The 19176-nt window shown below is 71.5% G+C and carries 12 protein-coding genes and 2 pseudogenes; 8 read left to right on the forward strand and 6 right to left on the reverse strand.

Annotation, left to right across the window (positions count from 1 at the left end):
* Both GRC12_RS26860 and GRC12_RS26865 read left to right on the forward strand, forming a co-directional pair.
* A partial coding sequence (locus GRC12_RS26860; protein ID WP_208781951.1) for a WYL domain-containing protein occupies positions 1 to 284 on the forward strand: 284 nt, incomplete at its 5' end.
* A 230-nt stretch (positions 285 to 514) separates the two neighbouring features.
* Positions 515 to 1068: pseudogene (locus GRC12_RS26865) on the forward strand (AAA family ATPase).
* 17 nt (positions 1069 to 1085) lie between these two features.
* On the opposite strand, the gene GRC12_RS26870 reads toward GRC12_RS26865, so the two are convergent.
* The 4 genes from GRC12_RS26870 to GRC12_RS26885 all read right to left on the reverse strand — a co-directional run bounded on the left by GRC12_RS26870 (position 1086) and on the right by GRC12_RS26885 (position 8988).
* Positions 1086 to 1916: an aminoglycoside phosphotransferase family protein gene (locus tag GRC12_RS26870; RefSeq protein WP_244373823.1), complete on the reverse strand. Its 831-nt coding sequence runs from the start codon at positions 1914 to 1916 to the stop codon at positions 1086 to 1088.
* 183 nt (positions 1917 to 2099) lie between these two features.
* Entirely contained in the window at positions 2100 to 3962 is a 1863-nt protein-coding gene (locus GRC12_RS26875; protein ID WP_208781952.1) for a ricin-type beta-trefoil lectin domain protein, read from the reverse strand.
* Positions 3963 to 4196: 234 nt separating this feature from the next.
* Entirely contained in the window at positions 4197 to 5408 is a 1212-nt protein-coding gene (locus tag GRC12_RS26880) for a hypothetical protein (RefSeq protein ID WP_208781953.1), read from the reverse strand.
* Between the two features lie 268 nt (positions 5409 to 5676).
* On the reverse strand, positions 5677 to 8988 hold the full coding sequence (locus GRC12_RS26885; protein ID WP_208781954.1) for a right-handed parallel beta-helix repeat-containing protein: 3312 nt from the start codon (positions 8986 to 8988) through the stop codon (positions 5677 to 5679).
* A gap of 62 nt (positions 8989 to 9050) precedes the next feature.
* Here GRC12_RS26885 and GRC12_RS26890 point away from each other — a divergent pair, with 62 nt between their 5' ends.
* Complete coding sequence (locus tag GRC12_RS26890) at positions 9051 to 10259, forward strand: S8 family serine peptidase (protein ID WP_208781955.1); 1209 nt, start codon at positions 9051 to 9053, stop codon at positions 10257 to 10259.
* Positions 10260 to 10303: 44 nt separating this feature from the next.
* Here the strand turns inward: GRC12_RS26890 and GRC12_RS45815 are convergent.
* A pseudogene (locus tag GRC12_RS45815) lies at positions 10304 to 10456 on the reverse strand (RNA-guided endonuclease TnpB family protein); the annotation flags it as partial.
* Between the two features lie 31 nt (positions 10457 to 10487).
* A complete protein-coding gene (gene eccCa, locus GRC12_RS26895) occupies positions 10488 to 14501 on the reverse strand; it encodes a type VII secretion protein EccCa (RefSeq protein WP_208781956.1) in 4014 nt (1337 codons plus the stop codon).
* A 224-nt stretch (positions 14502 to 14725) separates the two neighbouring features.
* On the opposite strand from eccCa, the gene eccD reads away from it, so the two are divergent.
* From eccD to GRC12_RS26920, 5 genes are all read left to right on the forward strand, one after another.
* A complete protein-coding gene (gene eccD, locus GRC12_RS26900; RefSeq protein WP_208781957.1) occupies positions 14726 to 16126 on the forward strand; it encodes a type VII secretion integral membrane protein EccD in 1401 nt (466 codons plus the stop codon).
* 16 nt (positions 16127 to 16142) lie between these two features.
* Positions 16143 to 17615 (forward strand): type VII secretion protein EccB, encoded by a 1473-nt coding sequence (gene eccB, locus GRC12_RS26905; protein ID WP_208781958.1) that lies wholly within the window; start codon positions 16143 to 16145, stop codon positions 17613 to 17615.
* Positions 17616 to 17811: 196 nt separating this feature from the next.
* Positions 17812 to 18174, forward strand: coding sequence for a hypothetical protein (locus GRC12_RS26910; RefSeq protein WP_244373824.1), 363 nt, complete (start codon positions 17812 to 17814; stop codon positions 18172 to 18174).
* Between the two features lie 91 nt (positions 18175 to 18265).
* Positions 18266 to 18586 (forward strand): WXG100 family type VII secretion target, encoded by a 321-nt coding sequence (locus GRC12_RS26915; RefSeq protein WP_208781962.1) that lies wholly within the window; start codon positions 18266 to 18268, stop codon positions 18584 to 18586.
* 105 nt (positions 18587 to 18691) lie between these two features.
* Positions 18692 to 19150 (forward strand): type VII secretion system-associated protein, encoded by a 459-nt coding sequence (locus tag GRC12_RS26920; protein ID WP_208781959.1) that lies wholly within the window; start codon positions 18692 to 18694, stop codon positions 19148 to 19150.
* Positions 19151 to 19176: the final 26 nt, after the last annotated feature.

Consider the following 19176-nt stretch of genomic DNA (forward strand, 5'->3'; position numbering starts at 1 on the left):
CCCCCGACCCGTACAACGGCGTACCCTTCACCACCGATACCGAAGAGATCATCGCCGGACACGCGACCCACATCTCCCCTGCCGACGTCCGCCAACTCGCCCACGCCGTCGACGACGGGACGGCCATCACCATCGATTACGTCGCCGCCTCGGGCAGCCGCACAATCCGCACCGTCAGCAGCCTCGAGCTTGACCCTCCGTATCTGTACGCGTGGTGTCATCTTCGCGACGACGAGCGGGTGTTCACACTGTCACGCATTCACGGGGTGATGCCCCCGGTGTAGGACCGATCGGCGCTGATCACCTGGGCCGCGATCACACTGATGACCAGACGCATCACCCGACAGCTCTCGCCCACGAGCGGACTGCCCGTCTCCCACGAGGCCGACCAGGACCGACGTTCGCATGTTCACGGTCGGCAACTCCACCGGAGCGGCCCGAGCTCGCGGACCGGCACCGACTCGCCCACGGAATCACCGGCTTCGTCCTCTACTGGCTCCGGCAGGATGAGCACATGCTCATCGTGATCGGCGGACTGCCCGGCACAGGCAAGACCACCCTGGCGCGACTGCTGGCCGCTCGCATTGACGCGGTCCACCTGCGTATCGACACCATCGAACAGGCCATCGTCCGCTCCGGCCTGGCACAGCACCCGGTCGGACCGGCCGGCTACGTCATCGGATACGCACTGGCCGAGGAACATCTCCGGCAAGGACTCACGTGATCGCGGAATCCGTTAACCCTCTGGCTGTCACCCGCGACAGCTGGCACAGTGTGGGCAATCGGGCCGTCGTCCCCGTCGTCGAAGTGGAGGTCATCTGCTCGGATCCGGACGAGCACCGACGCCGCGTGACCACGAGATCGGCCGACATCCCCGACCTGCCGCTGCCCACCTGGCAACAGGTCCTCAACCGCGACTACGAACCGTGGAACGGGGAGCACCTCGTCATCGACACAGCCGGGCAGGACCCACAACGGTCACTTGCCCTGATGCTTCACCGTCTTGACCACGCCCAGCGGACGCCGCGCGATCCCAGTGCCCACCGGGCTCCCAACGGAGCCGGGTAAGCCATGGAGGCCGTCCGTTACTCCAGCACCGCACGGAATGCGCGCTCGCCGATGCCGTGCATCAGCGGGTTGTCCGCTGAGTGCGACAGGAAGACCAGGGACAAGGCGAGCGCCCATCCGCGGGCCCGCTCCCAGGTTGCGTCGTCCGCGCGGCCGTACGCCTCCCGAAGGGCAGCACGCTGCTCCGCGGTGAACAGCATCCAGGCCACGGAGAGGTCGGTGGCGGGATCGCCGGATGTGATGTCGCCGAAGTCGATCACGGCGCTGATCCGGCCGCGGTCGACCAGGATGTTGGCCGGGTGCAGGTCCCCGTGCAGCCACACCGGCGGCCCGTCCCAAGCGGGTGCCGCGGCGGCCGTTTCCCAGATCCGCAGTGCGGCGGCGCGTTCGTTCGGGTCGACATGTGCCAAGCCGGTCAGGACGCCCTTGGCGCGTCCGGCCAGGGGAATTCCGCGAGCTGGGTTGACGGGCGCCTCCGACGGGGCTGGTGCGTGCAGCGCGTCCAGGAAACGGCCGAGCGTCGCCGCGGCCGACCACGGGTCGTCGGGCTGTGATCGCGCCGCGGTCCGGCCCGGGAAGAAGGGCACGACGCTCCAGGACCAGGGGTACTGATCCGTGGGGTGGCCGACACGCACCGGCGCCGGCACAGGCAACGGCAGGCGGTCGGCCAACTCCGGCAACCACCGCTGTTCGTGTGCGAGGAGCGCGGCGGCCGGGGCGCGCCGCGGCAACCGGACGAGGAACTCCTCGCCAAGCCGACACACGAGGTTGTCCCAGCCGTTGGCCAGTACCTCAACCGGCAAGTCCGCCAGGTCGGGGTGCTGTTCGTCGAGTAGACGCCGCACCATGTCGACAGAGACTGAAACCTCCGCGGCAGGCATACGGTGAACTGTCACAGCGAGAACTCTACGGTGCCGGCCCGGCGCGCTTGGAAACCAGGGAAATGACTGGGCACGTAGTGCGATCACAACCCTGGCGGAGGCCGGAGAACCCTCGTCTTTGGCGTGCATGGCTCAGGACGGAAGAGGCACTCAACCAAGTCGCCACTTCTGGTTGGCGGCACCTGTGCAGCTCCAGATCTGCGCTCGGGTGCCGTTGGCCGAGGAGTTGTCGGTCACGTCCAGGCACTTGTTCGCCGCGGTGTTCACGACGTCCCCGGTGGCGGAGTTGTACGACCATTGCTGGGCACCGGTGCCGTTGCAGTCGTACAGCTGCACCTTGGCCCCGTCCGAGGTCGACGCGGACGTGACGTCGAGGCACTTGCCCAGGGCGCGGACGGACCCGTCGCCCGGCACGGTCCACTGCTGGGCTGCGGAGCCGTTGCAGTCGTAGAGCTGGACGGCCGTGCCGTTCGTGCTCGAACCGCCCGCCACGTCCAGGCACTTGCCGGCGAGGCCCACGAACGAGCCGCTCGTGCTGCCGCCGGACTGGGTGCCGTTCCAGGTGAAGGTGACCGAGGTCTTGCCCGGCAGCGAGTAAGTGGCGTGCTGGGAGCCCCAGTTGATGGTGACTGTCCTGGCGCTGGTGGCGTCGTTGTAGGCGATCAGCGCCTTGGAGCCATCGGGGTTGCGCCAGGCGACGTTCGGCACGCTCGTGGACGCCGTGGAGGCGATGCGCTGGGCTCCGGGGCGGACGAACTTCGTCAGCTGGCCCATTGTGTAGTACTCGATGGTGTAGTCGACGGTCCCGCTCGCCCCGTCGCCGTTGTGCACGGTGATCAGTCCGGTGCAGGTGCCGCAGCCGCCGTTGTGCGGGCCCATGTTCTGGTCCACGGCGAGGGACCATTTGGTCACCGACTTCGCCCAGTTGCGGGTGTAGTCGATGATGTTGTTCATGTCCTCGCGCTGCTGGTTGGCGATCCAGGTGCCGCCGGAGTGCTCGGTGCCGAACGCGTCGAGGTTCGGGTACTGGTTGTGCACCGTGGTCTGTTTGGAGATGTCGCCTCCGTAGCCGTGCCAGGCGATGCCGCCGAAGTTGGGGTGGTTGCGGATTGCCGGGTCGTCCACGGAGGCGGCCGCGTAGGAGTCGTAGACGTCCCAGTTCCAGTCGTGCGCGAGGACCTTGGTGGGCAGGCCCGCGGACTGGAGCTTCGGCAGCAGCTCGCTCTTGAGGAAGTACTGGATGCCGGAGGCGTTCCAGCTCATCGACGGATAGCCGGAGCAGCAGGTGGGCTCGTTCTGCGGGGTGACGTAGGAGACGTTGACGCCTTGGCTCCTGTACGCCTGGAGGTACTTCACGAAGTAGTTCGCGTAGGCGCCGTAGTCCTCCGCCTTCAGCCAGCCGCCGTTGAGCGAGCCGCTGTCCTTCATCCAGGCCGGAGCCGTCCATGGCGAGGCCATGACAGTCAGAGGAGGGTTGAGCTGGAGCGCCTGCTTGGTCAGCGGGACGACATCCGCGAGGTCGTGCGCGATGGAGAAGGTGTTCAGGCTCGGGTCGGTCTGCCCGGACGGGACGTCGTCGTAGGTGTAGCCGTAGCGTGCGAGGTCCGAGGCTCCCATCGGATTGCGCAGGAACGACAGCCCGATGCCGTCCGTCGGCGAGAAGAGCTTCTTCATGGTGGCGTCGCGTGTCGCCTGCGAGAGCGCGCCGCTGGAGTTCATCAGCCAGGCCGCGGTGTCCGTGAAGGACGCGCCACCGCCGGTGAAGGTCTGGTATCGGGTGTTCTCGTCGACGGTGATGTTCTCGCCTCCGCCGCCCGTTCCGGACTGGAAGGCGAACGGTGTCTGCGGCTGGAGTCCGCGCGTGACATGGCGTCCGGCGGAGTCGTCGGTGGTGGTCAGCCAGGCGGTGACCTGTTCAACGGCCGCGTGCGCGGGGGGAACGAACGCGGTGAAGCCGGCCGCGGAGAGCACGCCGGCCAGCAACAGCCGCAGTGCGTGTGGGGGTCTTCTCACGGGGGCATCCCTTCCTGACGGTACGTCTTGACGGGTCTGCGGGGCCCTAGTTAACTCACGGCGTGATCTAAGTCATGAGTAAACAGCCCGAGCCAGAGTGAAGCAGAGAGCCGAGAAAAGGTCCATACCAAGAACCGTGCGAGGGGCGACGTGGCGCTCAATGACCACGGCGAGCGCCCGCCGCCTGTTTCCAGCACAGGTGAGTGAGAGGTGCGCCCGCCCGGCGCGACGTGCTCACACCTTGAGGACGACGGCCTCGATCACTTTGGTCGATGTGTCGGTCACGCCGCAGAAGAGATAGTCGGGTTTGGCGCCCGCGGTGCCGCACTGCGTGGTCTGCCAGCCGACGTTGGAGGAGACGTAGGTGTTGGCGCAGACGGTGCCCGATTTCACCTTGGTGACGAATCCCTTTATGCCCGCCCCCGAGCCGGGGCTTCCGATGACGAGGTTCTTGCCGTTCGCCGCCCCCTTCCAGTTCCATGCGCTGCCGTCTTGCCAACCGCCGTTCGCCATGTAGGCGTTGGCTCCGTTGCCCGACGTACCCGCCGTGGAGATTTCGACGGCTTCGATGGGCCGGCCCTTCCCGGTCGAACCCGCCACGCCGCCGTCGCACACCGGTGCCTCCCAGCCCGCGTCGGCGACATAGGCCCGGTAGCAGATGTGCCGGCCCGGGTGGGCTGCGGCCAGTCGTACGACGGCTGCCGCGGCGGTCGTCGGCGACGACGTCCGTCGTGCGGACGAGGTCGGATGGGCGCTCTGCCGGGCGGCGGCCTTGACCGTCGTCTTCGGCGCGCTGGGGTGGTGGGCCTTCGCACTCGCCGTGGCGGAGGCGCCGGTGCTGTGCGTCGGTGACGCCGTCGGTGAGCTGGGGGTGTAGCCGCCGGGCGGGAGGCTGTTCTGTGTGGCCAGGACGGTGTCACCCTGGGGCGCCGCCGCGTCGCCCTTGCCGGGGTGGCCGGTGTGATGCGTGCGGCCCACCAGAGCGATCGGGACCGCGATCAGCAGCGCCCCGGCTATGGAGGCGGCGGCCAGGACGGTCTTGCGGGGCCCGCCCGAGACCGGCGGTTCCTCCTCGCCCTCGGCGCTGTCCGGCGCGGACGGCCCCGGCTCCCCTCCCCCGGCGCCGGCTGCGGCGTGGAGTGCGGCGGTGGACTGGTCCGGGTCCGTCTCCGGGTACTCGCCCTGCGTCGACGTCTGCGTTGCCACGGCGCCTGAGCCGCGTCCCCTGAGGACCGCCTCCTGCACGGCGGACGTCTCGGAAGCGGCGGACGTCGGGCTCGACGGGGCGGCGGACTCCGCGGATCCGGGTACGGCCGTGGCGCCGGGCGCGAGCATGTTGCCGGGGTCCCCCGCGGCGAAGGTCATGTTCACGGCACGGCGGACCGAAAGGGAGGCGCTGCCGGTTCCTCGTGAGGTCTCGGAGGGCTGTTCGTTTTGAGGGGGCATCCTCAGGTTGCTCCTCGTCGTTGTGGGGGGCTGATGCTGTCGCGCCGACCGGCCTTGTGCCGGGACGGCGAGTCGAATTGGTCGGACGGTCCTTTCCGCGGCCGTCCGGGGGTGGCCGGGCGGAGCCGGGCGGGCGGTCGCCGACGCCCGGCGCACCACTGCTGCGCCTTCATCGGCCACGCCCTCAGCGGGGTACAGGGACCCCGCCCCGCGCCGCCGCGCTGTCCACAAGCCCGGCAACCGCGCCGCGGCCGGCTCGCCCGCCATGTCAGGCTCCCGCAGCGGTCGGGAGGTCGTCGGGCAACAGGGTCTGCAGTTCCGCCAGTCCTGGGGCTTCCATCGCGGCCAGGCGTCTGGCCTGGCGCGTGGCCATGTGTTCGACGGTCTGGCGGGCGAGGCGGGCGTTGCCGAAGGAGCGGCCTCTGGGCAGGGAGTCGAAGAACTCCAGCAAGGCCTTCGACACCTCGGGGGCGCATTCGAAGCCGGAGGCCGCCGCTTGTCGGCGCACGATGCTGACCAGTTCCTCCGACGTGTAGTCCGGGAACTCGATGCGCCGTGAGAAGCGGGAGTCCAGGCCCGGGTTGGAGGACAGGAAGCGGTGCATCTCGTCGGTGTAGCCGGCGACGATCACGACGACCTCGTCCCGGTGGTCCTCCATCAGCTTCAGCAGGGTGTCCACGGCCTCCCGGCCGAAGTCCGACGGCTGGCCCGGGGGCGTGAGCGTGTAGGCCTCGTCGATGAACAGCACACCACCGAGCGCCTTCTCGAACACTTCCTGGGTGAGCTGGGCGGTGTGTCCGACGTACCGTCCGACCAGGTCGGCGCGGGAGACCTCGACCAGCTGGCCGCGCGGGAGGACGTCCAAGGAGCGCAGGAGTTTCCCGTACAGGCGGGCGACCGTCGTCTTGCCGGTGCCGGGCGGTCCGGAGAAGACCAGGTGGCGGTTGACCAAGGAGGCGGGCAGACCGGCCGCCTGGCGGCGCTGGGACGCCGACAGCAGATTGATCAGGTCGGTCACCTCGTGTTTGACGCTCTCCAGGCCCACCATCGCGTTGAGTTCCTCGAGCGGTGACGCCGAGACGGCTCCGGTGGCGGCCGCCCTGACGGCTGCGGCGGCCGCCTCGCCGACGTCCTCGGGCAGCAGCAGGGTCAGGTCGTGCTCGCCGGCCTCGGGATGGGAGGCCAGGCGGAGGGCCTGCCGGTCGACCATTTCCTCGAAGGTCTGCCGGGCGACGCGGCCGTTGCCGAAGCTGGGGCCGCGGTGCATCTCACGGAAGTGCGCCTCCAGTGCGTCCCTCGTCTCGGGTGCCAGCGCGTAGCGGTGCCGCGCGCACTGGGCCTCCACGATGGTCACCAGCTCGTCCACCGTGTAGTTCACGAACTCGATGGTCCGGGCGAAGCGGGAGGCGAGACCGGGGTTGACCGCGAGGAAGGACTCCATCTCCTTGGAGTAGCCGGCGGCGATCACCACGACGTCGTCTCGGTGATCTTCCATGAGTTTGACGAGGGTGTCGATCGCCTCCCGGCCGAAGTCGGCGCCGGAGCCCTTGCTGTCCGAGGCCAAGGTGTAGGCCTCGTCGATGAACAGCACACCGCCGAGGGCCCGGTTGAACGCCTCTGTGGTCTTGATGGCGGTGCCGCCGACTATCTGGGCGACGAGGTCGGCGCGGGACACCTCGACCAGGTGTCCGGAGCGGAGTGCGCCGAGTGAGGACAGGATGGAGCCGTACAGCCGGGCGACCGTGGTCTTTCCGGTGCCGGGGGCGCCCGCGAAGATCAGATGACGGCTCATCGGCGGGGCGGGCATGTTCAGGCTGGCCCGGCGCTGCGCCAGCCGCGCCAGGTTGACCAGCCCCTTGACCTGTCGTTTGACGCCTTCCAGACCGACGAGGGCCTCCAGTTCGCCGACGGGACCGTCCGGTACGAGGGGCTCCGCGCCCGGTGTCACGGCCGTGGGCACCGGCACGGGTGCGCCCTCCCAGACGTCCCGGGAGCCGTTGCCCACGCTCCTGAGGTCCTCGACGAGGAGCCGGGCGTCGTCCGTCGCGGTGTGCCGCAGTCCGGCGCCGCGGTTGTCGCTGACCGTGCAGCCGAGCACCGACACCTGCTGCGAGCTCTCCACGCGTATGCCGTCCGCCCGGCCGCCGACCACCTCACATCCGTTGAGCACCGCGCGCGCCCCGGCCTCCAGCAGCACGCCGTGCGAGCCGGAGGCGGTGATCCGGTTGCGCAGGGCCGAGACCTCGCCGCCCTCCTCGACCCGGATGCCCTCCGCGGCGCCCGTGTCGATGGCGCTGTCCCTGATGTCGAGCAGACCGCGTGCACCCACCAGGACACCGGGCGCGGCGGCGCCCGTCAGGGTGCTGTTTCCGACGTGTAAGCGGCCGTCGCTGTCGACGTGCACGGCGGCGCCCCCCGCCCTGACGACCTCGCAGTCCTCCAGGCGGCCCCGCCCGCCCTGGACGACCTCGACACCGTGGCCGCCGGCTCCCACCACCCTGGCCCGCCGCAGCAGTGGATTGGCCCCGGATCGAACGGAGATGCCCGCGCCGGACGCCGAGGACACGTCGATTCCGTCGAACTCCGCCGCCGACTCGCCGGTCAGCAGCACGGCGGCACTGCCCGAGCAGTCCCCGACGACGGTCCGCAGCAGCATGGGCGCCGCACTGTCCGTGGCGAGGACGCCCGGCCCGGAGCAGTCCGCGAAGGTGCAGTCCTCGTACGTGCCTCGGGCCCGTCCGGTGACGCCCAGGCCGCTGCCTCCGGCCCGGCGGACCCGGCAGCGGCGCAGTACCGGTTCGGCGCCCGAGGAGACGAGGACGCCGTGCTCGGTGGCCGCGATGACGTCCAGCTCCTCCAGCTCCGGACGGGCGTCGCTCGTGACCAGCACCCCGGTGACGAGGTCGTGCAGGGCGGTGCGCAGCACCCGTGTGGCGCTGTGCTGCTCCAGGGCGATACCGGGTTTGTCGGTGCCGGAGATGTCGCAGTCCTCGACCGTGCCCCGCGTCTGCCCGTTGGCCAGCACGCCGTTGCCGCGGGCGTCGCGCATCGTGCAGGCGCGTACGATGGTCCGGGCCCGCTCGGTGAGGACCACCGCCGAGCTGCCGAGGTGTTCGAGGACGCAGTCCGCGACGACGCTCTCCGCGGTGGAGGTGTCGACGATGCCGGCTCCGGCCGGGTTGGTGATCCGGCAGTGGCGCATCGCCAGCGAGCCGGTGTTCCGGCTCAGCAGCGCCGTCCAGCCGGTGCCGACGATTTCGCAGCCGTCGAGGGCGGCCTGCCCGTTGAAGGCGTCGACCACCGGGGCGTCGTCGTCCTGCGGACCGCGCAGCAGCAGATCGGTGAGCATCACCGCGTCCGCCAGCAGTGTCACGGCGGAACCCGTGCGGGGTGCGATCTCGGCGCTGGCGCGGGCGCCTTGGGCGACGACGGTCACGCGCGTGCCGATGGTGAGGTTCTCCTCGTAGCGCCCGGGCGCGACGCTGATCACCGCTCCCGTCCGGGCGACGGCCAGAGCCTCGCCGATCGTCCGGAAGGCGTCCGGCCCGTCGGGTCCGACCGTGAGCATCTGGCGTGCCACGCGCGAATCTCCTCCTGGTGTAGGGCAGTTGGGGGCTCCGGCGAGGTTCTATCATGCGCCACATGCGACGCGCTCCGTCACCGGCCGCCCTGTTCACCGCCCCCTTCAACGCGCTGTTCACCCTCCCGTCGGCCGCCGTATTCCCGGCCGTCTTGCTCGCCGTCCTCCTGACGGTTTCCCTGCTGGGCACCACGCCCGCCGCGGCCTCCGTGAGCCTGCCCGCCATGCCGGTCCGGCTCGGCGACAAGGACCCCTGTACGGCCGCCTCCACGCAGACCGCCACCGCCGCCTCATGGGCACAGCAGAGCCTGGGGCTGCCCCGCGCCTGGCAGTTGACGCGGGGGGCCGGTGTCACCGTCGGGGTGGTCGACACCGGTGTCGCGCCGGGCGCGGCAGCACTGTCCGGGCGGGTGACGACGGTGGGCGCGGCGAGCGAGGACTGCGTGGGCCACGGCAGTTTCGTGGCCGGTCTCGTCGCGGCGGGGCCGACCGGATCGACGGCCTTCGAGGGCGTCGCCCCGCAGGCCCGGGTGCTCGCGGTGCGGGGGACGAACGCCAGAGGCACGGCCACCGCCGGCCGGGTGGCGGACGGCATCCGCACGGCCGTCGACCACGGGGCCCAAGTGGTCCTGGTTGCCGCGGCGTTGGCCGACGGCGAGGACGAGCTGACGGCGGCCGTCGGGTACGCCACCCGGCACGACGTGCTCGTCGTGGCACCGGCCGCGCCCGACGTCACCAACTGGAGCGACTCGACGGAACCGGCCCGCTACTGGCCGGCGGCGGCACCGGGGGCTCTGTCCGTGCTGGGCGTCACCGCGGACGGTACGCCGCTGGACAGCGCCAGGAAGGTGACGCGGGCGGCGCTGGCCGCACCGGGCGGCGGAGTCGTCAGCATCGGCGCCCGTGGCACCGGGCACTACCTGGGCGCCGGTTCCTCGCTCGCCGCCGCGTTCACCGCGGGGGCGGCCGCGCTGGTGCGCGCCTACCACCCCGATCTGACGGCCGCTCAGGTGGCCGGTCGCCTCACCGCGTCCGCCGCGCCGGCCGGACTCGCGCCCCGGCTGGACCCGTATGCCGCGGTCTCCATGGTCCCCGGCTCCCAGGCGGCAGCGCGCGTCCGGCCGGCCGGCGCGGTCCATATCGCCCTGCCCTCCGACGGGCCGCGGCAGCGGGCCCTGTGGGCGGCGGGCGGGGCACTGCTGCTGGTGGTGGTCGTGGCGGCCGCGCTGGTGGTGACCCCCAAGGGCCGGGCACGCGGCTGGCGCCCTTGAAGTTCACCCGTCCCTTCGCTTGCGCTCGGGAAGGGGACTCCCGCCTACATTGCTGCGGCAGGTTTGACGGTTGCCCCGCGACCGCACCTTCCGGCGGCCGGGACCTCCACGCTGACGTGGCCGATCCGGTACAAGTGCAAGATGTTGCGGGCCGCGTTCCAGTCGGCGTTTGCCGTCCAGCCGCAGTCGGGGTTCTTGCGGAGAGCGCAGGCCACGCTCCCTGACTCATCACTCGGTGACCTGGGCCGTCTGTACCATCGTCACCTTCCGGCGGGCCACCCGCATCGCCCGGCCCGGCGGAAGGGAACGCGGCTTGACGTTGCCGAAGAAGTAGCCCTCGGTCGGCGGGCAGGACAGCAGCAGACCGGGCGAGTTGACCTCCGTCATCCGCCGGAGCAGTGCCTCGCCCAGTCCCCGGCCCGCGCCCGAGGCGGAGCGGGCGACGACCATGTGCAGTCCGACCTCGTAGCCGAGGGGCAGGTGGTCCAGGAGCGGAAAGAAGGGGTTGTTGCCCGGTCCGGCGCCGACCATGTCGTAGTCGTCGACCAGGACGAACAGCCGCGGCCCCTGCCACCAGTCGCACTGCCGCATCCGCGACGGGGCGATGTCCGGCCCCGGGACCCGCAGCTTGATGGCGCGGGCGGTGCCGGAGACCAGCTCCTTGAGCGCGTCGACGGAGACGGCGTGGCCCAGCCGGTACTCGGCGGGCACCGCGTCCACCAGGTCGCGCCGGTAGTCGACCAGCAGGATCCGGGCCTCCGCCGGGGTGTACCGCTCCGTGATCGCGCGCGCCAGCAGCCGCAGCAGGTTGGTCTTGCCGCTCTCGGTGTCGCCGACGACGATCAGATGCGGGTTCTCCGCGAAGTCGTGCCAGGCGGGGGCGAGTTTGTCCTCCTCGACGCCGAGCGCGACGCGTAGCCCGCCCGGGGCGTCGGCGGGGATCTGGGGGGCGGGGAGTTCGGAGCTGGACAGCCGCGCGGGCAGGAGTCGCACCTCCGGCGCCGGGGAGCCGGTCCAGTGCTCGCCGATCTCGGCGACGAGGCTCGCTATGCCGTCGGTGAGGTCGGCGGCGTCGCCGATGCCGTCGATGCGCGGCAGGGCCGCCATCCAGTGCAGTTTGGCGTCCGTGGTCAGGCCACGGCCGGGTGTCCGGGGCACGGTGGCCGCCTTGCGGACGTCCACCATGGACTCCATGGCGTCGCCCATCCGCAGCTCCAGTCGGGTGCCCGACTGGTCGCGGATGGCGGAGGGGACTTCCACCCAGCGGGCGGTGGTGACGACGAGGTGGATGCCGAAGTTCAGCCCGCGGGCGGCGATCCTGGTGAAGACGGGGATGAGGTCCTGGTGGTCCTGGCGCACCGTGGCCCAGCCGTCGACCACCACGAAGACGTCGCCGAGCGGCTCGCCCGGGAACTCACCTGCGGCCCGGCGGCGCCGGTACTCGGGCATCGAGTCGATGCCGTGGGTGAGGAAGAACCGCTCCCGTTCGTCCAGCATGGCGCTGACCTCGGCGACCGTACGGCCGATGCGTTCGGCGTCGACCCGGGCCGCGACGGAGCCCACATGCGGCAGCGCGGCGAGCGGGACGAGGGAGCCGCCGCCGAAGTCCAGGCAGTAGAACTGCACCTCGCGCGGGGTGTGGGTGAGGGCGAGCGCGCAGATCAGGGCGCGGACCAGGGTGCTCTTGCCGCTCTGCGGGCCGCCCGCCACGGCCACGTGGCCTCCGGAGCCGGACAGGTCGACCGTCAGCAGGTCGCGGACCTGGTCGAAGGGTCGGTCCACGATTCCCAGGGGCACCGCGAGCCGGCCGCGCCCGGGCCAGTCGGCCGTCGTCAGGCCGTACTCGTCGTGCGGGGCCAGCGGGGGCAGGATCTGGTCGAGGGTGGGCGGAGTGTCCAGGGGCGGCAGCCACACCTGGTGGGCCGGTGGCCCCGAGTCCCGCAGCCGCTCCAGGGCGACGGACAGCAGGGTGGCGCCGCCGGGCGCGTCCGGGTCGGTCCGTACATGGCCGGTCCCGGACTCCCCCGGCTCGGCGGTCCCGTCGGGTTCGTCGGGCAGGGAGCGGGGCGCCACCCAGTCCGTCGTCCACGGGACGATCTGCCCGGCCGCACGCGCCCGCGCGACCGTGCCGCTCCGCTCGGTGTAGGGGCCGGAGACGTAGGCGGCCCGGAAGCGGGTCAGCTCCCCGACCCCGTCCTTGAGGTAGCCGCTGCCGGGCTGGGGCGGCAGCGAGTAGGCGTCCGGCACACCGAGCACCCCCCGGCTCTCCATGGCGGAGAACGTCCGCAGACCGATCCGGTACGACAGATGGCTCTCCAACTGGTGCATACGGCCCTCGTCGAGCCGCTGCGAAGCCAGCAGCAGATGCACGCCCAGGGACCGGCCCAGGCGGCCGATCATGACGAACAGCTCCATGAACTCCCGGTGCGCGGCGAGCAGTTCGCTGAACTCGTCGACCACCACGAACAGGCTCGGCAGCGGCTGCAGCGGGGCCCCGGCGGCGCGGGCCCGCTCGTACTCCAGGGCGGAGGTGTAGTTGCCGGCCGCCCGCAACAGCTCCTGTCGTCGCATCAGCTCACCGTGCAGGGCGTCCTGCATGCGGCCGACCAGGGCGACCTCGTCGGCGAGGTTGGTGATGACGGCGGACGTGTGCGGCAGGCTGTCCAGGCCGAGGAAGGTGGCACCGCCCTTGAAGTCCACCAGCACGAAGTTGAGGGTCTCCGACGAGTGGGCGAGGGCGAGGGCGAGGACCAGGGTGCGCAGGGTCTCGCTCTTGCCGGAGCCGGTGGCGCCGATGAGCATGCCGTGCGGGCCCATGCCGCCCTGCGCGGATTCCTTGATGTCCAGCACCACGGGCTGCCCGTCGGCGCCCACCGCGATCGGCACCCGCAGCCGGTCGGCGGCGCCGCGCCGGTCCCACAGCTCCTTGGGCTCGAAGCGGCGCAGGTCAGTGATGCCCAGCAACGTGGTCAGCTCGGTGTCCTGGGTCAGCGGCTCCGATGCGTCGCCGCCGAGTCCCATGCGGTACGGGGACAGCAGCTTGGCCAGTGCGGTCGTCGCGGCCGGTCCGAACCGGTCGGGGCGGCCCAGCGGCGCGGTCTGCTCCTGACGGTTGCGGTCGGTGCGCACCAGGCTCACCTGCCCGGTGTCCGCCGCGAAGTCCAGGCGCAGCGTGGTGCGTCCCGGCCGCCAGGTCAGCTCGCCGGAGAGGTCGAGGACGGTCGCGTTGCGGAACCCGGGACCGTCGAAACGGTGCCCGGCCGGCACCTGCCCGCCGTCCAGCACGATCACCGTGAACGGCTCCTCCCGCCCCGGCTCGGCATCCGGGTCGAAGGGCGGCCGTTCGGCGAACTCGGCGCCCAGCAGGTCCTCCAGGGCGCCGACCGAGTGCACCACCATCCGGGCCGGGCCCGCTGCGTCGGCCTCCTCGGGGTGCAGGGCGTGCGGCAGCCACTTGGTCCACTCCCAGGCCGCCCGGCGGTCGTCGGCCACGCAGAACGTGATCCACAGATCCTCCGGGGAGTGGAAGACGGCGAGTTGGGCCACCATGGCCCGCGCCGCCGCCCTGATGCGCTCCTCGTCGCCCCGGAACAGCACCCGTGACCAGGCCCGCAGCGACAGCGCGATGGGCTGGTCCGGGACGGTGCTGTAGGCACGGATGAAGCTGCGCAGCGCGTGCGCGGACAACGGCTCCAGATCCTCCACCGGCTTGGTGGACAACGGCGCGAGCCGCAGGCCCAGCCGCTGGCCGCCCACCGCCACGCGCACCTCCGCGAAGTCGTCGTGCCCCGGCCGGCGTTCCCACAGCCGGGTCGAGCGCACCATCGACGACAGGGCACCCGGTTCGGGATGCCGCCAGGCCAGCGCGGTCTGCTGCTGCACGAAGGCGCCCCGCACCTGCTGCCGGGTCTGCCGCAGATAGCGCAGGTAGTCGCGCCGCTCACCCTTGAGCCTGCGCTTGCGGTCGCCGGACCTGCGCATGACCTGGCCCAGCATCATCAGACCCGACGCGGTGAGCATCATGGCGATCGCGGTGTAGGCCAGCGTCGAGTTGCCGCCTCCCATCCGCAGGAACATCAGCATCATGGAGGCGGACATCATGCCCATGGGCAGGTAGTTCCAGATGACCGAGTTGTCCGGGACCACCTCCGGCAGAGTCGGGGGCTCCTGGAGACTCAGCTCTCCCTCGGGCATGTCCGGCGCCCGGCGCCGAGCCGGGCGGCGGTAGATGACCACGCTCAACGAACGGTCTCCTTCGATGCGGAATGCGGGGAAACGGGCCCGGCACCGGACGGTGGCCGGCGGCCGTCGTGTGGAGCAGTAGATTACGGCTGTTCAACTTCCCGTTCACCAACGGGAGTTACGCTCCCGCAGCCAATGACGGAACACGTGGTGAAGTGGCCCGCCGGACCCTGGTGTCCGGGCCGGGCGCGCCACCGCACACCGCTGTGGAGGACGATCCACCAGTGACCGACAGCGTGACGGCGGGCCTGTGCCGTATCACGGTACGTGCCCCCGCGAAGTCCATGGACCTGGCGGTGCCGGGCGACATACCGGTCGCCGAACTCCTGCCCACCCTCGTCGAGTTGGGCGGCGCGGACCTCGCCGAGTCCGGTCTCGAACACGGCGGCTGGGTCCTGCAGCGCGTCGGCGGCCGGCCGCTCGACGAGGAGGCCACCCTCGACGTCGCCGGGCTGCGCGACGGCGAGATCCTGTATCTGCGCCCGCGCGCCGAGGCCCTGCCCGAACCGCACTTCGACGACCTGGTCGACGGTATCGCCACCGCCATGAGCCGACGGCCGCACGCCTGGACCCCGGAACTGAGCCGGGTCGTCCTGATCGGCTGCGCGGTCGCGGCGCTCGGCGCGGGCCTGGCCGTGCTGGGCCTGCCCGGCCAGCAGCCGTGGCTGCAGGCGGGGGTGGCCTTCGGCGCCGGACTGCTGCTGCTCGCCGGGGCCGCCTCGGCGAGCCGCGCGGTCGGGGACGCGGCGACGGGTGCGGCGCTCGGCGTGGTGGCCGCCGCGTACTGGGCGTACGCCGGCTGGCTGCTGCCGGGAGGATCGCTGCACGGTGTCGGTGGCGCCGAGGTGCTCGGCTCCCGGCTGCTCGCCTCCTCGGCCGCCGGAGCCGGAGCCGCGGTCCTGGCGCTCGCCTCGGTGGCCGCGTTCACCCCGCTGTTCCTGGCCGTGACGGCGGTCGCCGCGGGAGGTGCGCTGCTCGGCGGCCTCATGATCGGCTTCGATCTGTCCGCGCGGGACGCGACGAGCATCGTCGTCCTGGCCACCGTCGTCTTCGGCGCGCTCGTACCTGCCTTGTCCTTCCGGTTGTCCGGGCTGCGCACCCCGCCGCTGCCGACCAACGCGGCGCAGCTGCAGCAGGGCATCGACCCGCACCCCAGCGCGGACGTGACCGCCCGCACCGAGATCGCCGACGGCTGGATGACCGCTCTGCTCACCGCCGCCGGGCTGGTCTGCCTCGGCTGCCTGGCCGCCCTCGTCGTCCCCTTCGGCCCGCCCGGAGGCTGCATGGCCGGGGCCCTGACGCTGCTGCTGGTCCTGCACGGCCGCGGCATGGGCAGTCTCTGGCAGCGGCTCGCCCTGATCGCCCCCGGTGTCCTGGGAGGCGTCGGCCTGGCCGTCGCGCTCGCCAGGACGCTCGACCCGGGGTCACGGCTGCCGTTGGTGGCCGGGCTGGCCGCGGTCGCCGCCGCCCTGGCCATCGCCTCCTGGACGGTGCCGGGGCGGCGCCTCGTGCCGTACTGGGGCCGCGCCGCCGAACTGCTGCACTCCGCCGCCGCGATCAGCCTGCTGCCGCTCGCCCTGTGGGTGCTCGGCGTCTACGGCTCGCTGCGGTCGCTGAGCCTCTGAGAGGGGAGCGCACGTCATGCAGAACCGCCGCGACCAGGTCCAGGCGCACCTGTTCACCATGGGACGGCTCACCTCGGGCCTGCTGCGCTCCGACCTCGACGCCCCGGAGAGCCCCGTCGGCCGTACCAACCGGGGCCTGGTCATGGGCGTCCTCGTCGCACTCCTGGTCTCCGCCGGAGCGTTCGTCTTCGGCCTGATCTCCCCCGGCGGCAGCGGCACCTGGCAGTCGCCGGGCAAGCTGATCGTCGACGCCCGGACCGGCGCCCGGTACCTGTACGCGGACGGCCGGCTGCGCCCCGTACGCAACTACGCCTCGGCGCTGCTGCTGGTCGGCTCGCAGAAGCTGAGCACCACCACGGTCGGCCACGAGACGCTGCGGCACGCACTGCGCGGCCCGGCGGTCGGGTTGGAGGGGGCACCGGACACCCTGCCGGACGGCGGCGACCTGACGGCCCGTCGCCCCTGGCTCATCTGCTCCACGGACGCCTCGGCGGCGCGGACGACGCTGGCCGTCGCGTCACCGGTCGCGGAGTCGGGAGACCCGCTTCCGGCGCATGAAGCGGTGCTGGTGAGGGGACCGGACGGGAACCGGTACCTGGTGTGGCGGGGCAGCAGGCTGCGGATCGACGCCGCCGGAGGGGCACTGGAGAGCCTCGGCTACGGGACCACGGCCGCACGTCCGGTCTCGGCGGCCTTCCTCAACGCCCTGCCCGCCGGGCCGGACCTCACGCCCGCGACCGTGCCGGGAACCGGGGACGCCGGCCCGTCCCTGGGCGGCATGAGCACCAGGATCGGACAGGTCTTCGAGACCCAGGTACCCGGCTCCGCCCCCCAGTACTACCTGCTGCGCCAGGAGGGCCTCGTCCCCCTCACGGCCACCCGGGCGGCGCTGCAGCTCGGCGCACCCGACACGGTCCAGAAGGCGTACGGCGGCGGCACCGCGGCGGCCCGGCAGGTGCAGGCGGGGGCGCTGGCCGGCCACTTCGCTGCCTCGGTGGACGCCGATCGCAGCGCCCTGCCGACCTCTCCGCCCGATGTCACCGGTGTGCCGGACGGGTCCGCGGTCTGCGCGAGCGTCTCCCCCGGCACGGCGGCGGGTGCGGAGGTCCGCGTCGACGTCCGCACGGTAGCCGTCTCCGAGCTCGCCTCCGCCGTGGCGCGGACGGGCGGGCCCGCAGCCGGCGCCGGGGCGTGCCTGTCCCTCGACGCGGTCGCCGTGGCCCCGGGCTCAGGCGCCCTGGTCCAGGCGCTCAGCGCGGGCGGAGGCGATGTCGACGGCAGCACGTACCTGGTCGGCGACAGCGGCGCGAAGTACCGGGTCCCCACGGACGAGGACCTCGGCGCGCTCGGCTACTCCGCCGGCGAGATCACCCGCGTCCCGGCGCTGCTGCTCGCGATGCTGCCGTCCGGCCCCGACCTGGACGCCGACGCGGCCGCGCGGGGCCATGTCACCGCATCTGGGAACGGGTGCGCGGGGACGAGCGGTTGAGGGGAGGGTTCGGCCGCGCCCCCGGCGGGACGGACGTCCGTGGTTACCGGGAAATGAATTCTCAACTGGGCCCGGAGCTAAGCGAGTTGAGAAATGGTATAGGTGTTCATGATCCGACTACCGGTGCGGCACAAGCGAGTTGGGGCCCGCACCGATGGTCCGGCTGTCGTCCCGACCGATGAAAACAGGAGGCGCCATGTCCCAGATGAGCCCCGAGATGAACAGCGGCCAGCAGTCGTCGGTGGCATCGACCCGCAACGGCATCATGGCCCTGGAGTCGGCATACAGTTCGATCCTCCGTTCGCTCCAGGACGTCGAGAGCACCAAGGACCACGTGGCGGCCACTTACAAGGGCACGGACGGCTACACCTACAAGACTCTGCTCGACCAGTGGGACGACCAGGTCAAGATCATTCTGACGAACCTCAGCGACATGATCGACAAGCTGAACCAGAGCCTCACCGCGCACCAGCAGACGCAGGGTTCCGCCCACGACGACATCGACCAGGCATACAGCGCCAGCGAGGCGGCGTTCGAGGCCCTCGCCGGATCGATCTGACCACTCTCGGCGGCCCGGCCCCACCGCCGGCCCGTCGGCTCCCCCACCTCCCACACTTCTTCACCAGGAAAGAGGACGCACCATGGACCCCATGGACGCCATGGCCGACGGTGTCATCCACGTCGAGTACACCCCTGCCTACAACGCCGCCGATGACATGGTGAACCAGACCCGGGCGATCGAGGGCACGCTGAGCAACCTCGAGGCGGAGATCCAGGACCTCAAGAACTTCTGGTACGGCGGCGACGCCGATGTCTACCGGGAGAAGCAGGGCAACTGGGACAACGCGATGAAAACCATGGAAGCTCTGCTCAACTCGCACGCCGGCCTGCTCAACGATGTCGTCGGCCAGTACAAGTACACCGAGCAGAGTCTCACCAACCTCTGGTCCGAGGTCACCATCGGCCGCTGACCGCCCGCCCGGCCGCGGCGCCACGCACCGACGCGGCGGCCGGGAGCCGGACCCGCGTGGGGCCCTCGCCCGGGCCGTACGCCGACCCCTTGAGAGGAAGAACCCGTGGCGGACCTCACCCACCTCGACTCTGCTGCCCTCACCGCGTTCGCGGACCAGGACGTCGCCGCGTTCCGGGACGATCTCAAGAAGCTCGACACCGACGCGGGGGCTCCCTCGATGAAGGGGCTGAGGGACGGCACGACGACCGCGGCGACCGAGGGACTGGTCAAACCGCTCGCGATCGGTCTGATGAAGGCGGACGCGGGCGGTCACATCGACGGCGACAACTTCACCAAGGCCGTCGGCAGCGGCATCGACGCGCTGGTCACCATCCTCGACCAGCACAAGCAGCTCTTCGAAGACATCGATGCCAACCTCCGGACCACCGTCAGCGACCTGCTGAAGACCCAGGGTTCGAACCTGGCGGAGATCAAGGCCGAGGACTTCATGAAGGACTTCTCCGACGTCGACGGCGACTTCGGCAAGTCCTCCGGCTCAGGCGGTGACAGCAAGCAGCAGTGACCGCGCTCCGGCCCGCGCACCCAGAC

The sequence above is a fragment of the Streptomyces griseorubiginosus genome (assembly GCF_017614965.1).
Lineage (GTDB): Bacteria > Actinomycetota > Actinomycetes > Streptomycetales > Streptomycetaceae > Streptomyces > Streptomyces griseorubiginosus_B.